General features: G+C 59.9%; 25 protein-coding genes. 19 read left to right on the forward strand and 6 right to left on the reverse strand.

The annotated features are described in order from the left end of the window. From O6929_08945 to O6929_09010, 14 genes are all read left to right on the forward strand, one after another. Positions 1-312: hypothetical protein (locus O6929_08945; protein MCZ6480511.1), on the forward strand; the 312-nt coding region annotated here is incomplete at its 5' end. 86 nt (positions 313-398) lie between these two features. Continuing rightward, entirely contained in the window at positions 399-1,010 is a 612-nt protein-coding gene (locus O6929_08950) for a molybdenum cofactor guanylyltransferase (GenBank protein ID MCZ6480512.1), read from the forward strand. A gap of 1 nt (position 1,011) precedes the next feature. After that, positions 1,012-2,271 carry an amidohydrolase family protein gene (locus tag O6929_08955; GenBank protein MCZ6480513.1) on the forward strand — a complete coding sequence of 420 codons (1,260 nt, stop codon included), beginning with the start codon at positions 1,012-1,014 and terminating at the stop codon, positions 2,269-2,271. Then, positions 2,268-3,098 (forward strand): menaquinone biosynthesis protein, encoded by an 831-nt coding sequence (locus O6929_08960; protein MCZ6480514.1) that lies wholly within the window; start codon positions 2,268-2,270, stop codon positions 3,096-3,098. The genes O6929_08955 and O6929_08960 overlap by 4 nt, the downstream gene beginning before the upstream one ends. A 2-nt stretch (positions 3,099-3,100) precedes the next feature. Next, a complete protein-coding gene (locus O6929_08965; protein ID MCZ6480515.1) occupies positions 3,101-4,255 on the forward strand; it encodes a pyridoxal phosphate-dependent aminotransferase in 1,155 nt (384 codons plus the stop codon). Continuing rightward, entirely contained in the window at positions 4,252-4,902 is a 651-nt protein-coding gene (locus O6929_08970) for an HAD-IA family hydrolase (protein MCZ6480516.1), read from the forward strand. The genes O6929_08965 and O6929_08970 overlap by 4 nt, the downstream gene beginning before the upstream one ends. 347 nt (positions 4,903-5,249) lie before the next feature. Next, positions 5,250-6,242: an L-histidine N(alpha)-methyltransferase gene (gene egtD, locus O6929_08975; protein MCZ6480517.1), complete on the forward strand. Its 993-nt coding sequence runs from the start codon at positions 5,250-5,252 to the stop codon at positions 6,240-6,242. Positions 6,243-6,293: 51 nt separating this feature from the next. Beyond that, the gene (locus tag O6929_08980) at positions 6,294-7,022 is read left to right on the forward strand and encodes a hypothetical protein (GenBank protein ID MCZ6480518.1); all 729 of its coding nucleotides are present in this window, start codon (positions 6,294-6,296) and stop codon (positions 7,020-7,022) included. A gap of 30 nt (positions 7,023-7,052) precedes the next feature. Next, a complete protein-coding gene (locus tag O6929_08985; protein ID MCZ6480519.1) occupies positions 7,053-7,403 on the forward strand; it encodes a vitamin-B12 independent methionine synthase in 351 nt (116 codons plus the stop codon). Between the two features lie 50 nt (positions 7,404-7,453). Beyond that, positions 7,454-8,764: a selenoneine synthase SenA gene (gene senA, locus O6929_08990; protein ID MCZ6480520.1), complete on the forward strand. Its 1,311-nt coding sequence runs from the start codon at positions 7,454-7,456 to the stop codon at positions 8,762-8,764. 46 nt (positions 8,765-8,810) lie between these two features. Continuing rightward, complete coding sequence (locus O6929_08995; GenBank protein ID MCZ6480521.1) at positions 8,811-9,542, forward strand: ABC transporter ATP-binding protein; 732 nt, start codon at positions 8,811-8,813, stop codon at positions 9,540-9,542. Further along, positions 9,542-11,053 carry an ABC transporter permease subunit gene (locus O6929_09000; protein ID MCZ6480522.1) on the forward strand — a complete coding sequence of 504 codons (1,512 nt, stop codon included), beginning with the start codon at positions 9,542-9,544 and terminating at the stop codon, positions 11,051-11,053. The genes O6929_08995 and O6929_09000 overlap by 1 nt, the downstream gene beginning before the upstream one ends. Positions 11,054-11,096: 43 nt before the next feature. After that, positions 11,097-11,600, forward strand: coding sequence for an NYN domain-containing protein (locus O6929_09005; GenBank protein MCZ6480523.1), 504 nt, complete (start codon positions 11,097-11,099; stop codon positions 11,598-11,600). A 246-nt stretch (positions 11,601-11,846) separates the two neighbouring features. Then, positions 11,847-12,164, forward strand: coding sequence for a hypothetical protein (locus tag O6929_09010; GenBank protein ID MCZ6480524.1), 318 nt, complete (start codon positions 11,847-11,849; stop codon positions 12,162-12,164). A gap of 344 nt (positions 12,165-12,508) precedes the next feature. On the opposite strand, the gene O6929_09015 is transcribed toward O6929_09010, so the two are convergent. Then, on the reverse strand, positions 12,509-13,216 hold the full coding sequence (locus O6929_09015; protein MCZ6480525.1) for a PilZ domain-containing protein: 708 nt from the start codon (positions 13,214-13,216) through the stop codon (positions 12,509-12,511). A 13-nt stretch (positions 13,217-13,229) separates the two neighbouring features. Then, positions 13,230-13,571 carry a PilZ domain-containing protein gene (locus tag O6929_09020; GenBank protein MCZ6480526.1) on the reverse strand — a complete coding sequence of 114 codons (342 nt, stop codon included), beginning with the start codon at positions 13,569-13,571 and terminating at the stop codon, positions 13,230-13,232. A gap of 238 nt (positions 13,572-13,809) precedes the next feature. Here O6929_09020 and O6929_09025 point away from each other — a divergent pair, with 238 nt between their 5' ends. Next, a complete protein-coding gene (locus O6929_09025) occupies positions 13,810-14,025 on the forward strand; it encodes a hypothetical protein (protein MCZ6480527.1) in 216 nt (71 codons plus the stop codon). On the opposite strand, the gene O6929_09030 is transcribed toward O6929_09025, so the two are convergent. From O6929_09030 to bioB, 3 genes are all read right to left on the reverse strand, one after another. Next, positions 14,022-14,429 (reverse strand): putative toxin-antitoxin system toxin component, PIN family, encoded by a 408-nt coding sequence (locus O6929_09030; GenBank protein ID MCZ6480528.1) that lies wholly within the window; start codon positions 14,427-14,429, stop codon positions 14,022-14,024. The two genes, O6929_09025 and O6929_09030, sit on opposite strands and share 4 nt — an antisense overlap. Next, on the reverse strand, positions 14,429-14,668 hold the full coding sequence (locus O6929_09035) for an AbrB/MazE/SpoVT family DNA-binding domain-containing protein (protein ID MCZ6480529.1): 240 nt from the start codon (positions 14,666-14,668) through the stop codon (positions 14,429-14,431). Before O6929_09035 ends, O6929_09030 begins: the two co-directional genes overlap by 1 nt. A gap of 86 nt (positions 14,669-14,754) precedes the next feature. Further along, complete coding sequence (bioB, locus tag O6929_09040; protein ID MCZ6480530.1) at positions 14,755-15,741, reverse strand: biotin synthase BioB; 987 nt, start codon at positions 15,739-15,741, stop codon at positions 14,755-14,757. 236 nt (positions 15,742-15,977) lie between these two features. On the opposite strand from bioB, the gene O6929_09045 reads away from it, so the two are divergent. From O6929_09045 to O6929_09055, 3 genes are all read left to right on the forward strand, one after another. Next, the gene (locus O6929_09045) at positions 15,978-18,407 is read left to right on the forward strand and encodes a DEAD/DEAH box helicase (protein ID MCZ6480531.1); all 2,430 of its coding nucleotides are present in this window, start codon (positions 15,978-15,980) and stop codon (positions 18,405-18,407) included. A gap of 79 nt (positions 18,408-18,486) precedes the next feature. Next, entirely contained in the window at positions 18,487-19,776 is a 1,290-nt protein-coding gene (locus O6929_09050) for a radical SAM protein (GenBank protein ID MCZ6480532.1), read from the forward strand. 1 nt (position 19,777) lies between these two features. Beyond that, positions 19,778-20,425: a class I SAM-dependent methyltransferase gene (locus O6929_09055; GenBank protein ID MCZ6480533.1), complete on the forward strand. Its 648-nt coding sequence runs from the start codon at positions 19,778-19,780 to the stop codon at positions 20,423-20,425. Positions 20,426-20,503: 78 nt separating this feature from the next. On the opposite strand, the gene O6929_09060 is transcribed toward O6929_09055, so the two are convergent. Then, complete coding sequence (locus tag O6929_09060; protein ID MCZ6480534.1) at positions 20,504-21,055, reverse strand: CBS domain-containing protein; 552 nt, start codon at positions 21,053-21,055, stop codon at positions 20,504-20,506. 424 nt (positions 21,056-21,479) lie between these two features. Between O6929_09060 and O6929_09065 the strand changes: the two genes are divergently transcribed. Further along, positions 21,480-22,334, forward strand: coding sequence for a phosphatase PAP2 family protein (locus O6929_09065; protein MCZ6480535.1), 855 nt, complete (start codon positions 21,480-21,482; stop codon positions 22,332-22,334). Positions 22,335-22,440 lie beyond the last annotated feature (106 nt).

Consider the following 22,440-nt stretch of genomic DNA (forward strand, 5'->3'; position numbering starts at 1 on the left):
GCCCTGGATGAGCTGGCGGCGGGGCGGCTTAAGTACGAAGTCAAACCGCTGGAGGAAGTGACCCAGGCGGAAGCCTTTGCCGAGGCGGTGAAACCGATGTGGTTCCGGGAGATCGCCCCTGGGGGGGTCGTGACTGAAGAGCCGGAAATAGAGGAGGTCCCGGAGCTCGAGGCTGTGGCCCCTGGCGAGGCGGAAGCCGAGGAAGTAAAGGAGGAAGTAAAGGAAGAAGCAGAGGGCCCGGAGCAGGTCGAAGGGGAACTGGTGGGTCTCGACCAGGTGGAGAAGACGGACGACGTCGAGGACGAGACATAGCCGACCATTCCCTCTGGGCCCTGGCCGGTCTGAGCCGCTCGCGGGTGCTCGGGATTTCGAGTGCCCGCGAGCTTGTTTCCCCAGGGATGGCAGAGGCAATGACGATCAGCGGGGTAATCCAGGCCGGGGGGAAGTCGACCCGGATGGGGCGCAACAAAGCGGTCTTGGAAATCGGGGGAAAGCGTCTCATCGACCGATTGGTCGATGGCCTTCAGCAGATCTTCCCAGAAGTCATCATCGTAGCCAATACGCCGGACCTCTACGAAAACCTAGGCGTACGGGTGGTCCCGGACTTGATCCCCGGTAAGGGCTCTCTGGGCGGTATCTATACGGCAACCGCCGTCGCCAGCCACCCGTGGGCTTTTGTCATGGCGTGCGATATGCCTTTCTTCAACCCTGGCCTGATCCGGTACCTTGCCACCCTCACCGAGGGCTGGGACGCGGTCATCCCGTATACGGATGACTGGGAGCCATTGTACGCGTTGTACGCTAAGACTTGTCTCCATCAGATGGAGCGCCTGATTCAATCCGGCAATCTTAAAATCTCCCGGTTCTTTCCCCACGTCCGGGTCCGGCGGGTCGACCGAGAGGAACTGCACCCCCACGATCCCCAAGGGCTCAGCCTGTTCAACGTGAACACGCCGGAGGAGTTTGCCCGGGCCGAGGAGTGGTGGCGTCAGCTCTCGGCGACACGATAGTATGCTCATCCTCACTGCCCGATACGTCCTCCCGGTCAATCAACCCGCAATCCGTGACGGCGCCCTCCTCATTGAAGGGTCCCGCATCCGGGCTGTCGGGCCACGGGCGCTCCTGCTGAAAGACCATCCCGAAGCGACGAGGCGGGACCTGGGCGAGGCGATCCTCCTCCCCGGCCTCGTCAACGTCCACACGCATCTTGAACTCAGCGTCCTTCGGGGACAGGTTCATCCGGGTCATTCTTTCGTGGATTGGGTCCTGATGCTTCTGGAACGGAAGCAGGGCCTCGGTTGGGAGGCGTACGTGATCGCCGTCGAGGAGGGGATCGCTGAATTGATCCGGTCGGGCACCACCTGCGTGGGGGACGTCAGCTCGATTGGGGCGAGCTTTATGGGGCTCAAACGGAGTGGTCTCCGGGGGGTGGTGTACCGGGAGATCATCGGTCTGGACGGTACCCGCGCCGAAGCAATCAGTGAAATGCCCTTTGCGCATATTGAGGCTATGCGGGAGGAGGCCCGGGGGAATCCTCTTGATGTGGGAATATCCCCTCATGCCATCTATAGCGTTTCGCCCCAGCTGTTCCAGCTGTGTCGACAGTTCCAGCAGCGCGCCCGTCTCAAGATGGCGATCCATGCCGCCGAGAGTCCCGCTGAGATCGAGTACCTCCGGTCGGGCACCGGAGAGATTCGAAGGCGTCTCCTACCCGCCACCGGGTGGGGCGAGCTTCCACCGCCGACACTCGGGACGAGTCCAGTGACCTATCTGCACGGCTTGGGGGTGTTAGATCCGGAGTGTCTCCTCATTCATACCGTCCACCTGACGGAGGAGGACCTCGACATCCTGGCCAAGAGCGATGTAAAGGTCGCCCACTGCCCTCGGTCCAATGCGCATCTCGGGGTCGGCCAGGCGCCGCTGAAGGCACTTCTAGATCGTGGAATTCCGACGGGCCTGGGCACCGATTCGCTTGCCAGCAACCAGAGTCTCAGTCTCTGGGATGAGGTCCGTTTTGCTCATCGGGCGCATGGTGGTCTTCTTTCCCCGGAAGAGTGGATCACCATGGCGACCTTGGGGGGGGCGCAGGCCTTAGGTCTCGATCGAGAGATAGGGACCCTGGAACCTGGAAAGCGAGCTGATCTCACAGCCGTGACGCTGGGCAAGGCAGGAGCGGACCCATATGAGTATCTGCTCGACGAGGCCAGTCCAGAAAAGGTGCGGCTGACCATGGTGGACGGCGTTTCGTTGTTCGAGCGGGAGGAAACGTGAGGCGACCTCGGGTCGGAAAGGTCCGCTACATCAATAGCGAGCCGGTCTATTACGGGATCGAAGAGGGGGCTATTGAGGCTGCTTGCGATCTTGTCGAGGGGACGCCGGCGGAACTCAATCGAATGCTCGAGCAGGGAGACCTCGATATCTCGGTGATCTCTTCGGTGGCCTATGCCCAGGCCCCCGAGAGGTATCGACTTCTCCCAGACCTGGCCATCTCCTGTGACGGCGCGGTCGGGAGTGTGCAGTGCCTGAGTCGTTTGCCCCTCAAAGACCTAAATGGAGAAAAGGTTCTCGTCACCCAAGAATCTCTGACCTCTGTCTATCTGCTCCGCCTAATCTTGGAGAGAGGCTACGGGGTGCACCCGGTCTACCTTCGGGGGGACGTGCCCGAGGCTCTTCCCGAAGAGGTGGTCGCTGGTCTCCTCATCGGCGATCCGGCGCTGAGGGCGGGTCATGCACGCAGGTATCCGCACCAACTGGATCTGGGGCAGGGGTGGAAAGAACTCACCGGGCTCCCGTTCGTCTTTGCCCTCTGGGCCGTGCGAGAGGCCTTTTACGAGGTGGATCCTGAAGGGACCCGGGCGCTTCATCGAGCGCTATTGGCTTCCAAGGCATATAGCCTGGGGCGGGCCGAGACACTCAGTGCTGCTCTCCATGCGCGGGTCGGCATTAGCGAAGAGGCCTGCGTGAATTACTTTCGCAAGCAGCTCTCCTTCGATCTCACCCCGAAACACCTCGAGGGATTCGAGCAGTTTCTCAAGATGTCCGAACTGGGGGTGCTCATCCCTCTTCCGGTTCCGTGGCGCTTCTTGGAGAGGGTATAACGATGGTTCGGAGTGCAGGTCGGGCGGAGGCCATTTCCCCTTTCATTGCGATGGAGGTGTTGGAGCGCGCTCAGGAGCTCGAGAGGCAGGGGGAACACATCATCCATCTGGAGCTGGGCGAACCCGACTTTCCCACCCCCGCCTGCGTCCAGGAGGCGGCGCTGAAGGCCCTGCAGGAGGGGCGGACTAAATACACGCACAGTCTCGGGATCTGGGAACTCCGAGAGGCTATAGCCGAACACTACGCCAGCCGATACCGGGTCCAGGTCTCGCCAGAACAGATCCTTGTCACGACCGGGACTTCGCCCGCCATGTGGCTCCTCTTCTCGGCGATCCTGGAGTCCGGGGACGAGGTCATCCTGAGCAATCCCCACTACGCCTGCTATCCCAACTTCATCCGATTTGCTGGCGGCCAGCCAGCCTTTGTCTCAGTCCGAGAGCGAGATGGGTTTCAGCTCGACCCCCGGGCGGTTCGAGAGAAAATCGGCGGGCGGAGTAAGGCCCTGCTGATCAACTCTCCGGCGAACCCTACCGGGGCTGTCCTTCCGGAGGCGGTACTCAAGAGCCTGTCCGATCTCGGTCTGTTGATCGTCTCTGACGAGATTTACCACGGTTTGACGTATGAGGGGGAGGAGCATTCGATTCTGGAGTACACCGATCACGCCGTGGTGTTGAACGGCTTTTCCAAGGCCTACGCCATGACCGGCTGGAGACTGGGATACGCCATTCTGCCCCGAGTGCTGACGCGACCGCTGCAGAAGATGCATCAAAACTTCTTCATTTCTGCCAGCGACTTTGTCCAGCGAGCCGCGATCGCCGCACTGAAAGGGGCCCAGGCCGAGGTGGAAAGGATGCGGCAGATCTATGACGAGCGGCGCCGGTACGTGGTTGAAGCCCTGCGGCGGATCGGTTTCACCATCTCCCGGGAGCCTCAAGGCGCATTTTACGTCCTGGCCGATGCGACCGCGTTCGCCAACGACTCGTATCGGCTCGCCTTTGAGATCTTGGAGCAGGCCAAGGTGGCGGTCACCCCGGGGATCGACTTCGGGAGCGAGGCCGAAGGACATATCCGCTTTTCGTACGCCAATTCGCTCGAAAACATCCGGGAAGCGGTTCGGCGCCTTGAGGTCTATCTCTCCGACCGGAGGGGGGATTGAAGCCCAGGCACGTGGAGGTGTTGATCTTCGATCTGGATGGCACGCTCGCCGACACGCGGGCCGACCTCATGGCAGCGGTCAACAATGCCCTCCAGAGACTTGAAATTCCCCCTCTTTCGATGGAGCAGGTCTGCCAGTACGTCGGGGATGGTGTCCACACCCTCCTCAGCCGGGCACTCGGTCCCCACCATCAGGACATCGTAGAGAGGGGGGTCGCGCTTTTTCGAGAGTATTACGCGGTCCACCTGCTCGATCAGACTCGGCTGTATGCTGGAGTTCGGGAGACGCTCGAACATTTCCAGGGGAAGCGAAAGGCGATCGTGACCAACAAACCCCTGGATTTCACCCTGCGCATCCTTGCGGGGCTCGAGATCGAGTCGCACTTTGAGTTCGTATTGGGCTGGGACAGCACTGTCGAACGGAAACCGCATCCAGAGCCGGCCAGGAAGATCCTCAGCGCCACTGGAGTCCAGGGTCGATTGGCGGCCGTGGTGGGGGATAGCCCCGCGGACATCGAAATGGCAAAACAAGCTGGAATCTATAGCGTCGGGGTGACGTACGGCCTGCGACCGGTCGCGGTTCTCCAAGCGGCGGGACCTGATCTCTTGCTGGATGATCTGCGTGAGCTCCGACACCACCTAGTTTAGCGATGACCGACGACCGATGACCGAGGGAATTTGCAATTTGGAATTTCGAAATTCGAATTTCCGTGAGTTCCAGTCCGACGACTGACAGGCAAGAGCGCGGAGGGGGTCCCTTCCGAGGCAGGCGACATCTGGCTTGCGGCGGCCGGGGTCCCGCCGCCGAAGCGCAGCGCAGGCGGGGGTGGCCCGCATCGACGGACTACAACGTCTAGGCGTGCGTAACGTGGCCTTTGCGCGTGAAGTCCCCCGAGAATCTGGCGCCGCCGAGGAAGGTCCCTCCGCACTCCTGGTGACTCGGACGTTGGACTCCGGACGCTAGACTGTGAACCGTGAACCGATCTAGGAGGACGATGACGCCACCGAAGCGAAAACCCAAAATTCATATCGGCCACCAGGGGACGCTTGGAGACCCGTTTACCAATCTAGCCGATGATGTCCGACAGGGACTGACCAAGACACCCAAAGAACTGTCACCGAAGTACTTCTACGATGCACAAGGTGCAGAGCTCTTCGAGCAAATCTGCGAGCTTCCCGAGTACTACCCGACCCGGACCGAGCGCGCGTTACTCGAACAGATCGCCGATGAGGTCATCGCGTCGTGTCGAGCCACGACCCTGGTCGAATTCGGCTCGGGCAGCTCCCGCAAGACCCGCATCCTCCTCGATGCGATGGCACACGCCGGCCTGTTAGGTCTCTATGTGCCGATCGACATCAGCGAAGATATACTCCGGCAGACCGCCCATACGCTCAGTGATGATTATCCGGGATTGCGGGTCCACGGGGTGATCGGTGACTTCGAACACCCGGTCGCGACCCTCCCGGAAGGGGGACCTCGCTTGATTATCTTTTTGGGGGGGACCATCGGGAACCTGACCCCCGATGAAGCCACCGCGTTTCTGCGAAATGTGGGTCGCTTGCTGACTCCGGAGGATCGGTTCTTGATTGGGACGGATCTCGTCAAGGACGTGAGCCTCTTGGAGCGGGCCTACAATGATGCGGCCGGTGTCACCGCCGCCTTTAACCGGAACATTCTTTCTGTCATCAATCGGCATCTGGATGCCAATTTCGTCCCGGATCGGTTCGAGCACCTGGCGTTTTACAACAGGGAGGCGTCACGGATCGAAATGCACCTCGTGGCCCGCGAATCTCATCAGGTGTGGATCGATGCCCTTGATCTCGCCGTGGACTTTGCGGAAAGCGAATCGATCCGAACAGAGATCAGTTGCAAATATACCCGTGAGATGGTGGAGACGATGCTCGCCCAGGCCGGGCTTCAGCTCGTGCGATGGGATACGGATCATGACCACCTCTTTGCCCTTTCCCTTTCCGAATCCGTGCAGTAAAATCATCTACTCAGAGTGGCATTTCGCAATTTCAGCTCGATCGCAAGGACCATGATCACGAGCCGTGCCGATGTCGTCGGGAGCCTACTCCGTCCTCCATGGCTGCTGAAAGCCCAGCAGGACTTCGCCAGCGACACCATCACGTCATCGGCCTTCAAAGCCATCGAGGATCGGGCCGTCGATGAGGCGGTGGCGCTTCAAGAGGAGGCTGGTCTTGAAGTGGTGACCGATGGCGAGATGCGCCGCCAGTCGTTCCAGAGCCAGATGACGGCGGCCGTCGATGGCTTCGGCGAATGCCCTCCCGAGGCCTTTCTGTGGGGCGATTGGCATGGCGGTGAAGGAGTCGGGGACATGCATCTCGAACGGCCGGCTTCCTTGGGGGCCATTCAGAAACTCAACCGGCGGCGCCACCTCTGTGTGGAGGAGTTTTCATATCTGCGCGCCCGCACGACGCGAATCCCCAAGGTCACGATTCCGAGCCCGAGCCTGTGGGCGAATTTCTGGTCGCCTGAACATTCTCGCGAGGTTTATTCCACCCTCGATGATTTTCTGGCCGATGTCACAGAGATCCTGCGTGAGGAGGTCGCCGAGCTGGTCCGACTGGGGGCGACCTATATCCAGCTCGATGCGCCACATTATGCCCTACTGGTTGATCCGAAAACCCGCGCCTTCTACGAGTCGCAAGGGTGGAGTCTGGACCGCTGGCTGAAACAGGGCGTCGAGATGGACAATGCCGTGATGGGTGACTTTCCGGAGGTGACATTTGGTTTCCATCTCTGACGAGGCAACCAGGGCAGCCGGTGGCTGGCCGTGGGGGGGTACGAGCCCATCGCCAAGCGCATCTTCACTGACATCCACGCCCAACGACTGTTGCTGGAGTACGATGACGCCCGCTCTGGCTCTTTCGAACCGCTCAGGGAAGTCCCTGAGGATAAGATCGTTGTCCTGGGGTTGGTCTCGACGAAAACCGGCCGCCAGGAGACTCGGGAGGAGCTGACGGCGCGCATTCGGGAAGCCAGTAGCTTTTTCCCCCTCGATCGGCTGGCGCTCAGCCCCCAGTGTGGGTTTTCCAGCTCGGTCATCGGCAACTGGATCTCTGTAGAGGATCAGAAGCGCAAGCTGCGGGTGCTCGTGAAAACGGCCGAGGCGGTCTGGGCTTAGGCGGGCGGCCCGGCCGGCATGGAGACGTTTGATAAGAAGTGGAGGGACGCATGAATGTCCATCCAAATGCTTCCGAACTGACTCGCACCTTGGTTGATGCCCGATCACGGACCCTCGCGCTGGTTACGGACCTGACCGATGAGCAGTTGATGGGCCCCCGTCTCCCGATTGTGAATCCTTTATTGTGGGAGATCGGGCACGTGGCGTGGTTCCAGGAAAAGTGGGTCTTGCGGCATCGCGGCAAAGCCCTACCGATTCGAGCGGATGCCGATGCGCTCTATGACTCCATCGCGATTCCGCACGACACCCGGTGGGATCTGCCCCTGCCATCGCGAGAGGAAACGTTAGCCTACATGCGAGAGGTCCTCAACCGACTGCTCGAGCGGCTCAGGACGATTACCCTGGAAGCGGAGGAGGCCTACTTCTACCATCTGGGCCTTTTCCATGAGGACATGCATGATGAAGCATTTATCTACGCCCGGCAGACCCTGGCATACCCGCGCCCCCGCTTCCCCGCGCTGACCCAAGAGGGTGCCCAGACCGGTGGTGGCCCGCTCGCAGGTGATGTGGAGATTCCCGGTGGGACCTTCCTCCTCGGGGCGACGCCGGATCTCCCCTTTGTGTTTGACAACGAGAAGTGGGCGCATCCCGTCGAGATTCAGCCCTTTCGCATCGCTCGGGCGCCGGTGACCAACGGCGAGTATGTGGCCTTCGTCGAAGACAAAGGATACCTCAGGCGGGAGTTCTGGAGTGAAAACGGGTGGCGTTGGCGAGAGAAACTCGGGGCCGAGCGTCCGGTCTATTGGCAGCGTGGTTCCGACGGCCGCGGGTACCGGCGAAGCTATGACGAGATTGTTTCCTTGGAAGAGCACCACGCTATTATTCACGTCAACTGGTATGAGGCTGAGGCTTACTGCCAGTGGGCAGGGCGTCGTTTGCCGACCGAGGCCGAATGGGAAGTGGCAGCGAGCGGGGAGCCAACGGCTGACGGCCGTGGGATCACCCAGCACAAACGGAGATTTCCGTGGGGTGATGAGCCGACCTTCGCCGGCCGGGCCAACGTCGACGGCGGTGCGGGAGGGTGCATAGACGTGGGCGCCCTGGCCGAGGGCGATAGCCCCTTCGGTTGTCGGCAGATGATCGGTAATGTCTGGGAGTGGGTGAGCAACGATTTCGGCCCCTATCCCGGGTTTGTGGCCGACCCGTACAAGGAGTATTCGGAGCCGTGGTTTTGGACGCACAAGGTTCTGCGGGGCGGCAGTTGGATAACCCGCTCCCGCATGATCCGGAACACCTGGCGGACCTACTACACCCCGGACCGGCGGGACGTCATGGCAGGCTTTCGGACCTGTGCAAGATGAGGTGGTTCGCAGCCGCGCGCGCGGGCAATAGCCTTTCGGTCATTGGATGTCACAAATCACGCTCGAAAACATCAGTAAGTTTTACGGCGACCAGCAAGCCCTTCTGGATATTGAGCTTACCTTCACGGACGACGTGACCACGGCGGTGGTCGGCCCGAGCGGCAGCGGGAAATCAACGCTGCTGCAAATGATCAACGGGCTGGTGAGGCCGAACCACGGCACCGTTGCCGTCTTCGGAAAGCCCATCGACTATCAATGTCTCCCCGAACTCCGCTTGCGACTCGGCTATGCGGTCCAAGGGACTGGCCTCTTTCCGCATCTCACGGTTGAAGCAAATATTACCCTGCTCGCACGGCTAATCAAATGGGATGCAGAGCGCATCAAGGCGCGGACCGAGGAACTCATGGAGCTGGTCAATTTGCCGCTCTCCTATGTCCAGCGGTACCCCCATGAGCTGAGCGGTGGAGAGCAGCAGCGTGTCGGACTCTGTCGCGCCATGATATTGAATCCCCAGGTCTTTCTTCTCGATGAACCCTTCGGAGCGCTCGATCCCATTACCCGCAACGAAATCCAGCGGGAGTTTCTACATCTGCAGCGATCCGAAGCACGAACGATTATCCTCGTGACCCACGACCTTCGGGAGGCGCTGAAGCTGGCGCAGCGCCTCGTGATCCTGGACCAGGGACGCCTCGTGCAGCACGGGACATGCGTAGAAATATTGGAAAATCCGGCAAACGAATTCATCCGCAGTTTTTTTCAGTCTCAACTAGAGACCTGATGCGTAGTGTCGACATGCGTGCCCTGATCATCCTGCCGATGACCTTGTTTTTCCTCGTTGGAGGGGCGAATGCTGCGGGGGTCCAAACCGTTGTGGTCGGATCCAAGCATTTCAATGAGGGGTATATCCTGGCCGAGATCATCGCCCAGCTGCTCGAGGACCGGGACTTCCGGGTTGAGCGAAAGTTCGGACTCGGCGGGACGCTCATTTGTTTTGAAGCGCTCAAAAATGGCAATATCGACATCTATCCGGAGTATTCCGGAACGCTGGCGGAAGCAATTCTGAAATTGCCTCGTCGGGTCTCCGATGCCGACCTACGAGGCATCCTGAAGCGGCGGTTTGAGATGGAACTGCTCGGCTCATTTGGGTTCAACAATAGTTATGCCATCGCGCTCAGCAGAAGCCTCGCTCAGCAACGCGGGTTGAAAAAGATCAGCGATCTGGCCAGATTCCCGGGTCTGCGCTTTGGATTTAGTTATGAGTTCCTCAACCGGCACGATGGCTGGCCCGGTCTGGCGCGGACGTACGATCTTGCTGTGCGACCCGTGGGGATCGAGCACGGGTTTGCCTATCAGGCGATTCGGGAAAGCATGCTGGATGTGACGGATGTCTACATCACGGATGGAGACATCGAGAAATTCGATCTCTTCCTTCTCAAGGATGATAAGCAGTATTTTCCTCAATACCTAGCAGCACCACTGGTCAGGGCTGAACTGGATGGGAGGATCAAGCAGATCCTCGGCGAACTCGCCGGGACCATCATGGATGATCAGATGCGGAAGCTCAATGCAATGGTTGTCCTCGAGGGGAGGAGCTTTGCAGCGGTGGCCCACGGATTTCTAAATGAAGCGGGGCTGCTCGTGTCCGGAAGACAGCGCGTCGAGGAGAGCAAATGGACCATCATGCTCTTCCGAACGCTCACCCATCTCAAGCTGACTCTCATCGCCCTCATCGCAGGGATGGTCGTGGCCATTCCCTTTGGCATCCTGGTGTACCGGGTTCGCGCGATCTCGCGGCCAGTGATGTACATCGCAGGATTGCTGCAGACGATACCCTCGATCGCCTTGCTTGCATTCATGATCCCCCTCTTCGGCATCGGCGCGAAACCCGCCATCATGGCGCTCTTTCTCTATTCCCTGCTCCCTATCCTCAGGAACACCGCCGCGGCGCTGTTTTCCATCGACCCCGTACTGAAAAAAGTTTCGGTGGGGATTGGGCTGACCGCACAGCAGCGCCTCCGATATGTCGAGTTGCCATTGGCTGCACCAACGATCTTGGCGGGTATCAGGACCGCGGCCGTCATTAACATCGGCACCGCCACGCTGGCTGCGTTTATCGGCGCCGGGGGGCTCGGCGAGCCGATCGTGACCGGGCTGGCCTTGAATGACACCTCCCTGATCCTGGAGGGCGCGATCCCGGCAGCCGTACTGGCGATCATGACCGAGTGGGCGTTCGAGGGGTTGGAAAAGCTGATGGTCCCCGCGCACCTGCTGCAAAAACCCGCCGAGTAATACATCGTCTCAGTGTTTCTCTGTATGCTAGAATGTTCCCGCTATGCGGTGGCTGGTGGATGGATATAACGTGATCCGCCGCGCGCCTGCACTCGCCGCGCGCGAGCAAGAAAGTCTGCAGGCCGGGCGCGAGGCGCTCTGCCGTCTGCTCGTCGCAGCCGCCCGCGCCTCGGGAGACCAATTCACCGTGGTATTCGACGGCACACGTGGGGGCGGGACTGCATTCAGCAGCGGCAGGGTGCGCCTGGTCTTCTCCAAAACTCCGGAGAGGGCCGATCACATGCTGGCGCGACTCGCAAGTGCAGGTACCGCTGTGGTCTCCAATGACCTGGAGGTACGTCGCAGTGCTACTCGCACAGGGGCCATCGTCGTGACCGCCGATGAGTTTCTCGCTCGACTCCTAGCACCTCCGAGCTCCGACAAGGAGGAAGAGGACGAGCCCCTTCCCCGCCTGAAGAAGGGCAATCCGCGCCGACCACCCAAGAAGGCCCGCGCCGCCGCCAGGGCATTGAGACGCCTCGACCGTTCCACGAGAAGGCTCCCGTAAGCGACCCTTTTTCCCACCAGACCCAATCTGCCGACATCCCTTGAGGCGGATATCCAATCTCTAATCCGACTCTCCTAATGCTCCTGCTGGGGTCTTGGTTTGAGGCGCCCGCCCCCTCCGTGGCCCGTCCCTTGCAACATCAGATTACCGGGGCCGGCCGCCGATGCCCAACTGGGGCATTGCCGGAACGGGAGAACGGCTAACGTCGGAGGGAGAAACGTGAACGGTTTACAGTCCGCTATCGTTATGATGCTTTTTCTTCTCCCGCTGGCTTCGGGGAAAGCCCTGGCCGAGCCACCCAGCGGTTTTCAGTTCATTCAGGAATGGGGAGTCTATGCCCGAGGGGATGACATCTTCTGGCACGGCGGGGTTCAGTGGAAGCTCAGCGACGGCACCTGGGTCAGGCTCGAGGGGGGGAACTGGATCCCCGATTCAAAGCCCCCGGTTGCCATTGTCCGCATCCCCAAGGATAAAGTCCACTGCCCCCCGGGCCTTGCAAAGAAGGGCTGCACTCCTCCGGGCCACCGGAAGAAGAGGGGCTACGGTCATCGCAAATGGAAGTAGCCGCTCCCGAAAAGTACTAAGTTCTAATTAGGTGTCAGGGCAAATTTCCATAAAGCCTATAATCCCAGTTTGGGCAGATATTCGCGTCTTTGGTAGTTCGGCGACCGTCAACGCCACTCTAATGACTGAACCTGGTCAAGGAATGTGGTCGGCCACGGCCGCCTACCTCTGGCCCGGGCCCACCGCCGTACGCCACTACGCCATAGGAAGGTCGAAAGATCCGCATTCCCTCATCCGTGGAAAAGGGAGAAAAGGGGTCGGGAGTCTTTAATTGAACCGAATTTGGGCCGTCTCCTTGCACACTCCACCGGCATCATCAAGGTAGAAAAAGCGAGCCAGGAGTGCTAGCGAGAAGGCGGAAAGGACCAGGAGGAATCCGGCGAGGGAGAAGGCTCCCCGACAAGCCGATCGACGACACTGCCGATCAGGGCAGCCTTTAAGGGGTCAACTGCAAGGAACTCCACCCCCATCCCGTGGATGGCACCAGGCCAATTCTTCTCCCCACGTATCCACACCACTTGTGCAGGGATCGAGAGTGTGTGGGAAGACTCTTGCAGCTTGAAGCGGAGCAAGATCTCAGTCCCCGGTCGGGGCGGGTGGTTGATTGCGATGAACATCCCGTCCTTGCTCAGGTTCAGGCAAGTGCCATGCCCGGCCTTCCCCGCCTGGGTGAACTCGACGTCGAACTGGACCGGAACCCGGGAATGGGATTGTGGTGTAGCGTGATGCACCCATTGGCGTATCAGGTCCGGGTCGACGAGAAAGTCGAAGCCCACGCCATGGGGGATGCTGGTTCCCAGACCGGTTGGCGTTGGTTTGTCAAGCCAGATGACAAGTGCGCGCAGTGGTTCATCTTCACACACCTGGACCACTACCGGGGTTTTGAGGGGGATGGTCTCGGGCAGCAGGAGTCCCAGTCCACCGGGACTGATGGAGTTGGTCTTGCCAGTGATGACCTTCGCCAGGGACGTTGCCTGGCTTAGAGAAGTACACTGAACGGGTAGATAGGCCACAAGGCGTGGGTAACCACGGACATTAGTGTAGGAAGACACGAATTTCCTCTAGCTACGAGCGTGCCAGCCGTTGTTGGGCCGACTGCCGCGCGTAGTATCTCCAGATCTCGTCTCGTTGCTGGAGGCCAAAGTAGGCGAACTCCACTCCGGCCCTTCCTTGACTCGTCCATCTGACTTTGCCGACGGTATTGATCTGGCGCTTGCTGAGCGGGAGGTGAAAGCTGAGGAACAGTTCGGCCCCAAGCGGGACCGTCTCGTGCGTGGTGAGGAGCGCCCCCAAGGTCCCGAGCTTGGTGATCCGTCCGTTTCGGGGGTGGGTGCCTGGGATTTGGTACTCCATGGGGAGGTCACAGGAAATACGGGGCGAGCGTCGTGTGTCATTCGAATCTCTCATGGAGCTACCTCCCGTCAGTCAATGCTCAGAGGGAAAATCTGGATCTCCCTTTTGTCCCGTAGTAGCAACATCGATGCCATGTCAGTCGGGGAGCGAATGACAGGCAAAGGTTGTAGGAACCAGCTAGGCCCAGTGTGAAGCGCAGTGGAGTTTTGCGCCATTATGTACATCTATGTAACGTAACTAAGACAATTTGTCGGTGGAATTGTGAGTCCATCTTAGGGAAGACGGCCCCCCCGTGAAAACGGGAACGTCATCTGGAGCGTACCGTGAGGGAAAGGAGATGCGTTGTCTCCCCTCCTTCACCCGGATGTGGGAGCCTTCAGGCGGCTGGCAAGGGGTTCTAGGATATCGGCGGGAGGGTGTCGTCGACCTCGAAGCCGTGGGCCTCGATCATGCGGTGGGTGTCAGCGGCGGTTTGGCCGGGAGTGGTGGGGGAAGGGATGTGAGTTAAAGTTTGACCTCGTTTAGGAACTCCCCGACGGTGAGAATCTTGATGCCACGGTACGAACCGAGCTCCAAGAGGTCCCGGTCCCCCGTCACGAGATACTTTGCCCGGCCGGCAACGGCACACTCCAGAAACTTGTTATCCTCAGGGTCACGCCGGACCACAGTGAGGTGCTTCTTGACCTGGACCGTCTCCACGAAAGGGAGCAACTGCTCTTCAACCACCCCTTTGATTCCTTGGTCGCTCAACCGGAACTTTGGATACGCGAGAGTGCGGAGATATTCCTGAAGGATTGATTTTGAGAGCAGCACGGTGATGCGTCGGGATTGCCACAGGGGGGCCAGGCGGGAGGCCGTGCCAGAAAAGAGCAGGGCCGAGATGAGGGTGTTCGTATCCAGGACGACGCGCATCAGCCCCGACGGCTTCTGGCCCAGCGGATCGCGTCCTCGACATCCCTCTCGGTTAACCCCAGGGCTTTGATTTTGGCCCGTACTGCCTTCAGCCGCTCGTCTGGAGCGGTTACCATTACCGGCTTTAGGACCACCGCACCATCCCTGAGCGAGACCTCGAAATACTCGACGTCAGGGAGTTGCTGGACGATGGCCTTCGGAAGCGTGATCTGGTTCTTGGATGTCTTTTTTGCCAGCATTACCTGTTCCTCCTAGAGTAAGGATACAAGGATTCCTTACTTCTGTCAAGAAGGAAAGTGAGGAGCAGAGGCAGGGATCTCCTAGGCTAGGCCAACGGCGGGAGGGTGTCGTCGACCTCGAAGCCGTGGGCCTCGATCATGCGGTGGGTGTCAGCGGCGGTTTGGCCGGGAGTGGTCAGGTAGCCATTTACGAAAAGTGAATTGGCAGGGTACAAGGCGAGGGGTTGCTGTGGCCCGAGGTTAAGTTCCCGGCCGCCTGCCGCCCTGATCTCTTTCGCAGGATTCACCAGGCGGAACAGACAGAGGGCCTTGAGGCAGCGCTCGGCTGTCAGCTTATGGTATCCCTCGAGCGGGGTCCCAGGAATAGGATGCAGGAAGTTGACGGGAATTGAGGCCACATCCAGTTCCCGAAGATTGACGGCCAGATCCATCACGTCCTCATCCGTCTCTCCCATCCCAACAATCCCCCCGCAACACGTACTCAAGCCAGCCCGCCGAACATTCTCGACGGTCCGGACTCGGTCGTCGTAGGTATGAGTGCTGCAGATGGCAGGGTGGAAGCGCCGGGAAGTGTTCAGGTTGTGATTCACACGTTCTACTCCCGCGGCCTTGAGCTGCCTCGCCTGCTCCTCGGTCATAAGGCCAAGGCAGCAGCAGATGTTGATATCCACCCGTTCGCGAATTTCCCGGACAATGGACGCGACCTGATCGATGTCCCAATCCGTTGGGCCGCGGCCGCTCGTCACGAGGCAGTAACGGACGGCCCGAGCCGCCTTGGCGCGATACGCGCCTTCCACGAGTTGCTCCCGTGGAAGGAGGGGGTACCTGGCGATCGGGGCCTTCGAGACCGCTGATTGGGAGCAGTAGTGGCAGTCCTCGGAGCAGAGGCCACTTCTGGCGTTCATGAGCATGTGCAAGTGCACCTTGCGTCCCCAGAAGTGGTGTCGAACGAGGAGAGCTGCTTCAAGGATGGACGGAAGCTCCTCCTCAGAGGCGTCGAGAATGGCCTGCATTTCCTCTCGGCTCAGGAGCTCTCCCTGGAGCGATTTTTCTGCCATTTTCTGGTAGTCCATGGCCTCCAATCCATAGCAGATTCACCAGAGAAAGCCAAGAAGTTTTGGCACAATAACCGCCCATTTTACCGTTGACGGGGGTTTGTGCCGATTCTACAATGAAGATGCGGAAAATCTCGCGTCCCTTCCGCCGAATGAACCCCAAAAATCCCACGCTCCAGCATGGGTAATACGACGTCTGCGCTCCTGGCCGGGGCGGCTCGGGAGGGACGGTGCTAGACCGCGGCTGAACGATCATGAGGACAGAGCTTTTAGACACATTTCGTCTCCGCTATCCCTTTCCCCTGGACCCCTTTCAGGAGCAGGCGATCCACTACATCCTGGAGGGGGACTCTGTCATCGTCTCTGCTCCCACGGGAGCCGGGAAGACCCTCATCGCCGAGTTCGCCATTTATCAGGCGCTCTCCACGGGGAGGCGCGTTGCCTACACCACCCCACTCAAGGCCCTCAGCAATCAGAAGTTTGCCGATTTTTGTAAGCAGTTTGGGGAGGAGAACGTGGGGATCCTTACGGGGGATGTTAAAGTGAACCCGGGTGCCCCCCTGATGGTCATGACCACCGAGATTCTCCGCAACAAGCTCTACACCCGCACCCTGGCGAAGACCGCCTACGTGGTGTTGGACGAGTGCCACTACATGGGAGATGAGGGACGGGGGACGGTGTGGGAGGAGATTATCATCAATTGCCCCTGGGACATCCAGCTCATCGCCCTTTCGGCCACCGTGGGAAACATCGACGAGATCGCGGAGTGGATCAGTGAAGTCCACCGTCCCATCCGGAAGGTTGTTCTTCACTGGCGCCCCGTCCCCTTGCACTACCATCTCTGTGGCTCAGAGGGAGAGTTGATTCAGGTCAATGGTCTTTCCCGGGCTCAACTGCTCGCGGGTGTTGCGTCCTGGCGGGGCATGGCAACGGTACGCATGCGGGGACGGGTGACCCGGGAGCGTCGACGATGGCGGGTCAGGCGCCGGGTGAGGCCTTCGGTCCTGCTTCCAGGCCTGAAGGCCAAACGGTGGCTCCCGGCCATTTATTTCATCTTTAGCCGGGCAGGGTGTGAAGAAGCCCTCCGACGGTTCCTGGAGGAGGGGGTCTCCCTGTTAGCGCCCGCGCAACAGCAAGAGGTCGATCAGGCAATCGAGACATTTCTGAGCGAGAGTTCGGCTCTGGTGAGTAAGTCAAAGCTGAACGAGCTCGTCTTCGACGGTCTCCGCCGGGGGGCGGGGGTCCATCATGCCGGGATCCTGCCGGCCCTGAAACGTCTGACCGAAACCTTATTCGAACGGGGACTGACCCATGTGGTCTTTGCCACCGAGACGATGAGCCTGGGGATCCACATGCCGGCCAAGAGTGTGGTGCTCCAGGACTTGACGAAGCGGAGTGATTTCGGTTTCCGAACCCTCAGCCACAATGAATTGACCCAGATGGCCGGCCGTGCTGGTCGCCGCGGGATCGATCCCGAAGGGAAATGCATCATTGCGCTGGATACCCCGGAGACTGTCGAGGACGCGCTCCATCTTATCCGGAAGCGATCGGAGCCCATCGAGAGTCAGTTCCGCATCGGGTACAGTTCTGCGGCCCTGCTGATCCTTACCTACGGGGATCCGGAAGATATCCGGCGCAACATCGAATCCAGCTTCGGGCAATTTCAGAATCGGAAGCGGATCCAGGTCATCGAGCAGGAGATTGCCGAGCTCACCGGCCGGCTTGACCGGACTCGCCGGGTAGACATTCCCTGTTGTACCTTGGAAGAGTTGCTCGCCTATCAGACCAAGCGGCAAGAGATGGAGACGCTGAACCAAGATCTCCAGCGGTTATGGCCTGGGCAGCAACAGTTTGGCCGCCGGGGGCGGAGGAGGGGGCGATCTTTCCCCAAGGGCCATGGCGAGGCGACGCCTGGGGCAGTTCAAGACTACGTGGAGCTCAAGCGGCGGATCGAGGAGAAGGCGCTGGCCCTTGCAGAGCTTCGCTGCCACCGTTGCAAGGAGCGGCACCGACTGGAAAAGGCCCTCAAGCGAGAGCGGCGACTGACGGAAACCATCCGGAACCAGACGCGGACACTGGAACATCTGAGGAATACCTACTGGGAGCAGTTTCTGCGGGTCTTGGAGGTCCTGAGACGCTTCGGCTATCTCCGGGATCGCACCCTCACCCAAGAGGGATTATTAATCGGTGATCTGCGCCACGATAATGAACTCTTGGTCGCTCGGGTGGTCTTTTCGGAAGCGCTGGACGGGTTCAAACCCTACGAGATGATGGCGATCCTTTCTTGTCTCGTGGAGGAGCCCCGCGAGATCGAAGCCCCCTTTGCCAGTCAGCTGCTCAAGCGGCAGCCGCATCTCAAGCGGGGGATCCGGCAGATCGAGGCGTTGGCTCGTGAGGTGATGGACGTCCAGCAAGCCCATCGGATCTTCCTCCCGGTCTCCGTGCACACCACCTACCTCTCAGCGGCCTACGAGTGGGCGGCTGGCGAGGAAGATTGGATGCACTTAGTGGAAGAGCATTACGGCGGACATGAAGGAGACATGATTCGCGCCTTCCGGCGCCTCATCGATCTTTCTCGGCAGCTTCTCGAGTCTCCGCAGCTGCCTCCAACCCTCAGGGAGGATCTGCATGTGGGAGTCCGGTCCCTGGATCGGGGGATCGTCCTTGAGAGCGCATTGATATAGACGTTGACGGCAATGCGGATTCACCCCGCGCGCGGCGGTTAGCCCCTCGTGTCGGTCAACGCGTAGCGAAAGGAGTCCGGTGGCCTTTCTCGTGTTTGCAGATCAGAAGGAGCGGATCTATGACCACCCGACCCTCGAGATGGGTGGCGCTTCGGGGGCCACGTGGGTCCGCGTGCCTGAGGAAGAGCTGATTCCCTTGCCCGAGGGGGCGCGGCTTTTCACGATGCCTGGGGCCCATCCGGTCGGCTGGAACGGCTTCCTCGCGACCTTCGAAGTAGCCGAGGCGGCCAGAGGGCAGCAGGCGGTGGCGGCCTTCCTCCCCCCAGGGTACATGCGGACCCACCTGCCGGCGACCTCCTATCCCGACGCTTCGGTCGCCCCTTATCTACCGCTATGGTCTTACACCGCCGTAGGATGGCGGAGTGGGCAGTTCGTCGCCGCGGCGGTTCGCATCGATCCGATGGATCACCAGGCGCCGTGGCAGTATGACGATCGGACACTCTTGCCTCTTATCCGAGGGCGGCTGGCGGAGCAGCCGGACAACCGGCTCTTGCATCATCTGAAGCGCTGTGCCACCGACTACCATTGCCTTTGTGCCAAGAACGCCTTCTACCGGCGGTGGGAGGCGCCGCTCCCCATCGCCTTTGCCTGTAATGCCGACTGTGTTGGCTGCATCTCGCTGCAGACCGAAGGGCTCGTCCCGGCTTCCCATGAACGTATCGGAGGGGCACCGACGCTGGAAGAACTGTGCGCGCTGGCGCACCCGCATTTGACCGAGGCGGAGGAGGCCATCGTGAGCTTCGGCCAGGGCTGTGAAGGTGAGCCACTCCTGCATGGGGACCTGATCGAGGAAACCATACGGCGCTTGAGGTCACGAACCGACCGGGGGACGATTCACCTAAACACGAACGGGTCGCTGCCCCAGGTCGTCGAGCGACTCTGTATGGCGGGCCTCGACAGCATCCGGATAAGCCTCAATGCGACCCAGCCCGAGGCGTACGCCGCCTATTACCGACCCAAGCACTACGAGTATGCCGATGTGGTCGAGTCGATTCGGAGGGCCAAAGCCCACGGCTGCTACACGTCCATCAACCTGCTTGTCTTTCCGGGGGTCGCCGACCGGGAGGAAGAGGTTGACGGCCTGCTTCACCTCATCGTTCAGACAGGGCTCGATCTTATCCAGATGAAGAACCTGAACATCGACCCCCGCCGGTACCTCGAGAGCCTCCCTCCCCCGCGGGGTGGGGCGATCGGGATGCGGGAGCTTGTGCGCACGATCCGGCGTGAGGCGCCACAGGTCGACATCGGGTATTTCAACCGCCCGAGAGAGCACTTTGGTCGCTCCCTCTGCGAGACACTCACCTTCTGAGATGGCGAGACCGATCTACGAACAACAGAAGAGCTTCTTCCGTCGGGCGTACGAGGCGGGGGAAACCCCGTGGCCGCGTGTCAAGCCCACCCCGGCGGTGGCCCGCCTTGCGAGGCGCCTCAAACGCGAGCGAGGACGCGCGCGGGTCCTCGACGTGGGCTGCGGCGAGGGACGACACATGATCTGTTTTGGGAAAGAAGGGCACCAGGCGGTGGGGGTGGATTACGAGCCGCTTGCCTTAAGGAAGGCCTGTGCGCGCATCGATGCTCGCGCGGTCCGCTCACACCTGAGGTTCATCCTCGCGGATGCCTTTCGTCTCCCCTTTCGGCAGGCGAGCTTCGATGCCCTGGTGGACAGTGGGGTCTTCCACCATGTGAAGAAGACCGATTGGTCCCGGTACCTCAACGGTCTCACGGCACGGCTGAAGGCGGGTGGCTACTTACACCTGACCGCCTTCAGCACCCGCTTCAAACACTACCCGGGTGAACGCCGTACGCGCAACTGGATTGTCCATCGAAACCACTACGACCATTTCTTTCGGAAACGGGACTTCGCCGCGATCTTCGGCCGCTGCTTTGACATCCTTGCCATTGAGGAAGAAAAGCAGTCCCTCCACGTCTTCTGGCACGTCCTGATGAAGAAGCGATGACCGATGACCGTTAACCGATCACCGTAATCGGTCAGATAGGCTTTTCGGTCGTCGGGTAGCGGTAGTCGGTGACCGAGATCAGCCCCCTTCGATTCGTGGCTCGTACTTGCGGTGGGGGTCAGGGGGAAGGGTGAGGATTTGCTGGGCGATGAAGGAAACTGTGTACTCATTCACGTCCTTGACCGACACGATACCCACCGGGCGGTGCTTCTCGTCCACCAGAGGGACGTGACGGAATCCGCCGAGGTGCATCGTATGGATTGCATAGGCGACCACATCGTCAAGCTTGAGCACCTCGGGGTTGCGTGTCATGAACTGTTCTACCGTCGCTTGGTCTAGGTCCACGTCGGTCCCCAGGACCTTTCGCAGCATGTCGCGTTCCGAGAGGATTCCTACCAGGGGTTCTCCATCCTGAATCATCACCGCGCCCACACTGTAGCGCTTCATAAGCTCGACAGCCTCGGCCAGCTTCGCCGTTCGCTGGAGACACCTGGGAGGATGATAATTTAGCTCTCGGATCGGACGATTAAAGATTGCTTCGTCGACGGTGATCCGCGGCTTCGTCCTTTCTTCACTGACGGCCAGATACTCGTCCCCGTAATCCTCTTCGATTTCCTGGGGGTCTACCATCGAAACCTCCCTTCGGCCCCGCGAGAGGTACCTCGAGGGATTGCAGAGCGTCTCTCGGCCCAGGCGCTTAGTGGTTGTTCAGGAAGCCCTGGCAGCATCTCGTGCCCCCTCCAGCTTTGTACCTGTCTTTTTGGCCGTTCCTCCCATGGGACTCCTTTACTTTCAAAAATACCACGGTTGCCCCTTCACCTCAACGCTTTCCTTCTATTCCGATTCCCCATTCCCGTTTCTCCCGTGTCCCGGTCCAGCTTTGGCCTTGGGGGTCTCCGCCCTGGGTGCACGCTGAATAACTGCTCTCGGAGCGGTGCGCCCAGAGAGATAATGTCCTCTTAGTAATGCACGATCGAGTCCAGGCGATCCTTCGCCTTTGAAAAAACAACGAACCGCATTAAGATGGGGGCTCGTATCCAGAGGAGGAGTGCGCATGAAGAGGCATCAGCGGTTGAAGCCGGTGGATCTGATCAGCTATCTGGCGCTTCTTGCCCTTATGCTCACCACGCTGGTGACCCAGCCTCCCCATGGCACGGCCCTTTTGTTGAAATACGGTGGACTGGCCCTTGTCCTTACGCTGCTCTGGTGGATGGATCAGGGGCGATTCTGGCTCGCGAGAGGACTGCATGCCTTTTACCCCATTGTCTTCATACCGATCCTGTTCGACAGCTTTGCCGATCTCCTGCCGTGGGTAAGCCCGATTTTGCGGGACCCCGTCCTTATTCAACTGGATCTTGCCCTCCTTGGCACTCATCCCACCGTCTGGCTCGACCGGTTTATCCACCCCTGGCTCACCGAAATCCTCACCTGGGCCTACGCCACATATTACTTTCTTCCTGTCGTCCTGGTGGTTGCTCTGTATTGGCGGGGGAAAGAAATGAGCTTTGACCGGGCGGTCTTCGGCGTGGCTCTCGGATTTTACCTCTCCTACCTGGGCTACTTCTTGTTTCCTGCGATCGGGCCCCGGTTCACATTGACTCATCTCCAAACGGCGGACCTTCACGGGATCTTCTCGGCGGACGCCATCCGGGATACCTTGAATTTCCTCGAGCGGTTCAAGCAGGATGCCTTCCCGAGCGGTCACACGGCCGTTGTCCTCCTTGTCCTCTTTTACGCCTGGCAGTTTTTTCGTGGCCTCTTCTGGGTATTCCTGCCCGTGGTGGTGGCTCTGATCTTCTCTACCGTGTACCTCCGCTATCACTATGTGGTTGATGTACTGGCGGGGATCGCGCTGGCTGTCCTGTGTATCGGATTGGAGCGTGTGACCACGAACCTCTGGCACCGATGACCGCCGACCGATTACCGATGACCGATAACCGTTAAACGATTCTTTTGAGGGACCAAAGGATCCTTTTGTGGTTGTCGCTGGTTGGTCATCGAGTTCTCACGGTCGT

Source organism: Candidatus Methylomirabilota bacterium, assembly GCA_027293415.1.
Lineage (GTDB): Bacteria > Methylomirabilota > Methylomirabilia > Methylomirabilales > CSP1-5 > CSP1-5.

Bases quoted from the DNA above. Each gene is read 5' to 3' on its own strand.
- O6929_09035 (MCZ6480529.1), bottom strand. From the start codon at position 14,668: ATGCTGGCAAAAAAGACATCCAAGAACCAGATCACGCTTCCGAAGGCC.
- O6929_08965 (MCZ6480515.1), top strand. From the start codon at position 3,101: ATGGTTCGGAGTGCAGGTCGGGCGGAGGCCATTTCCCCTTTCATTGCG.
- O6929_09000 (MCZ6480522.1), top strand. From the start codon at position 9,542: ATGCGTAGTGTCGACATGCGTGCCCTGATCATCCTGCCGATGACCTTG.
- O6929_09020 (MCZ6480526.1), bottom strand. From the start codon at position 13,571: ATGAGAGATTCGAATGACACACGACGCTCGCCCCGTATTTCCTGTGAC.
- O6929_09055 (MCZ6480533.1), top strand. From the start codon at position 19,778: ATGGCGAGACCGATCTACGAACAACAGAAGAGCTTCTTCCGTCGGGCG.
- O6929_09045 (MCZ6480531.1), top strand. From the start codon at position 15,978: ATGAGGACAGAGCTTTTAGACACATTTCGTCTCCGCTATCCCTTTCCC.
- O6929_09010 (MCZ6480524.1), top strand. From the start codon at position 11,847: ATGATGCTTTTTCTTCTCCCGCTGGCTTCGGGGAAAGCCCTGGCCGAG.
- O6929_09005 (MCZ6480523.1), top strand. From the start codon at position 11,097: ATGCGGTGGCTGGTGGATGGATATAACGTGATCCGCCGCGCGCCTGCA.
- O6929_09065 (MCZ6480535.1), top strand. From the start codon at position 21,480: ATGAAGAGGCATCAGCGGTTGAAGCCGGTGGATCTGATCAGCTATCTG.
- O6929_08980 (MCZ6480518.1), top strand. From the start codon at position 6,294: ATGATCACGAGCCGTGCCGATGTCGTCGGGAGCCTACTCCGTCCTCCA.
- O6929_09060 (MCZ6480534.1), bottom strand. From the start codon at position 21,055: ATGGTAGACCCCCAGGAAATCGAAGAGGATTACGGGGACGAGTATCTG.
- O6929_08995 (MCZ6480521.1), top strand. From the start codon at position 8,811: ATGTCACAAATCACGCTCGAAAACATCAGTAAGTTTTACGGCGACCAG.
- bioB (MCZ6480530.1), bottom strand. From the start codon at position 15,741: ATGGACTACCAGAAAATGGCAGAAAAATCGCTCCAGGGAGAGCTCCTG.
- O6929_09030 (MCZ6480528.1), bottom strand. From the start codon at position 14,429: ATGCGCGTCGTCCTGGATACGAACACCCTCATCTCGGCCCTGCTCTTT.
- O6929_08955 (MCZ6480513.1), top strand. From the start codon at position 1,012: ATGCTCATCCTCACTGCCCGATACGTCCTCCCGGTCAATCAACCCGCA.
- egtD (MCZ6480517.1), top strand. From the start codon at position 5,250: ATGACGCCACCGAAGCGAAAACCCAAAATTCATATCGGCCACCAGGGG.
- senA (MCZ6480520.1), top strand. From the start codon at position 7,454: ATGAATGTCCATCCAAATGCTTCCGAACTGACTCGCACCTTGGTTGAT.
- O6929_08950 (MCZ6480512.1), top strand. From the start codon at position 399: ATGGCAGAGGCAATGACGATCAGCGGGGTAATCCAGGCCGGGGGGAAG.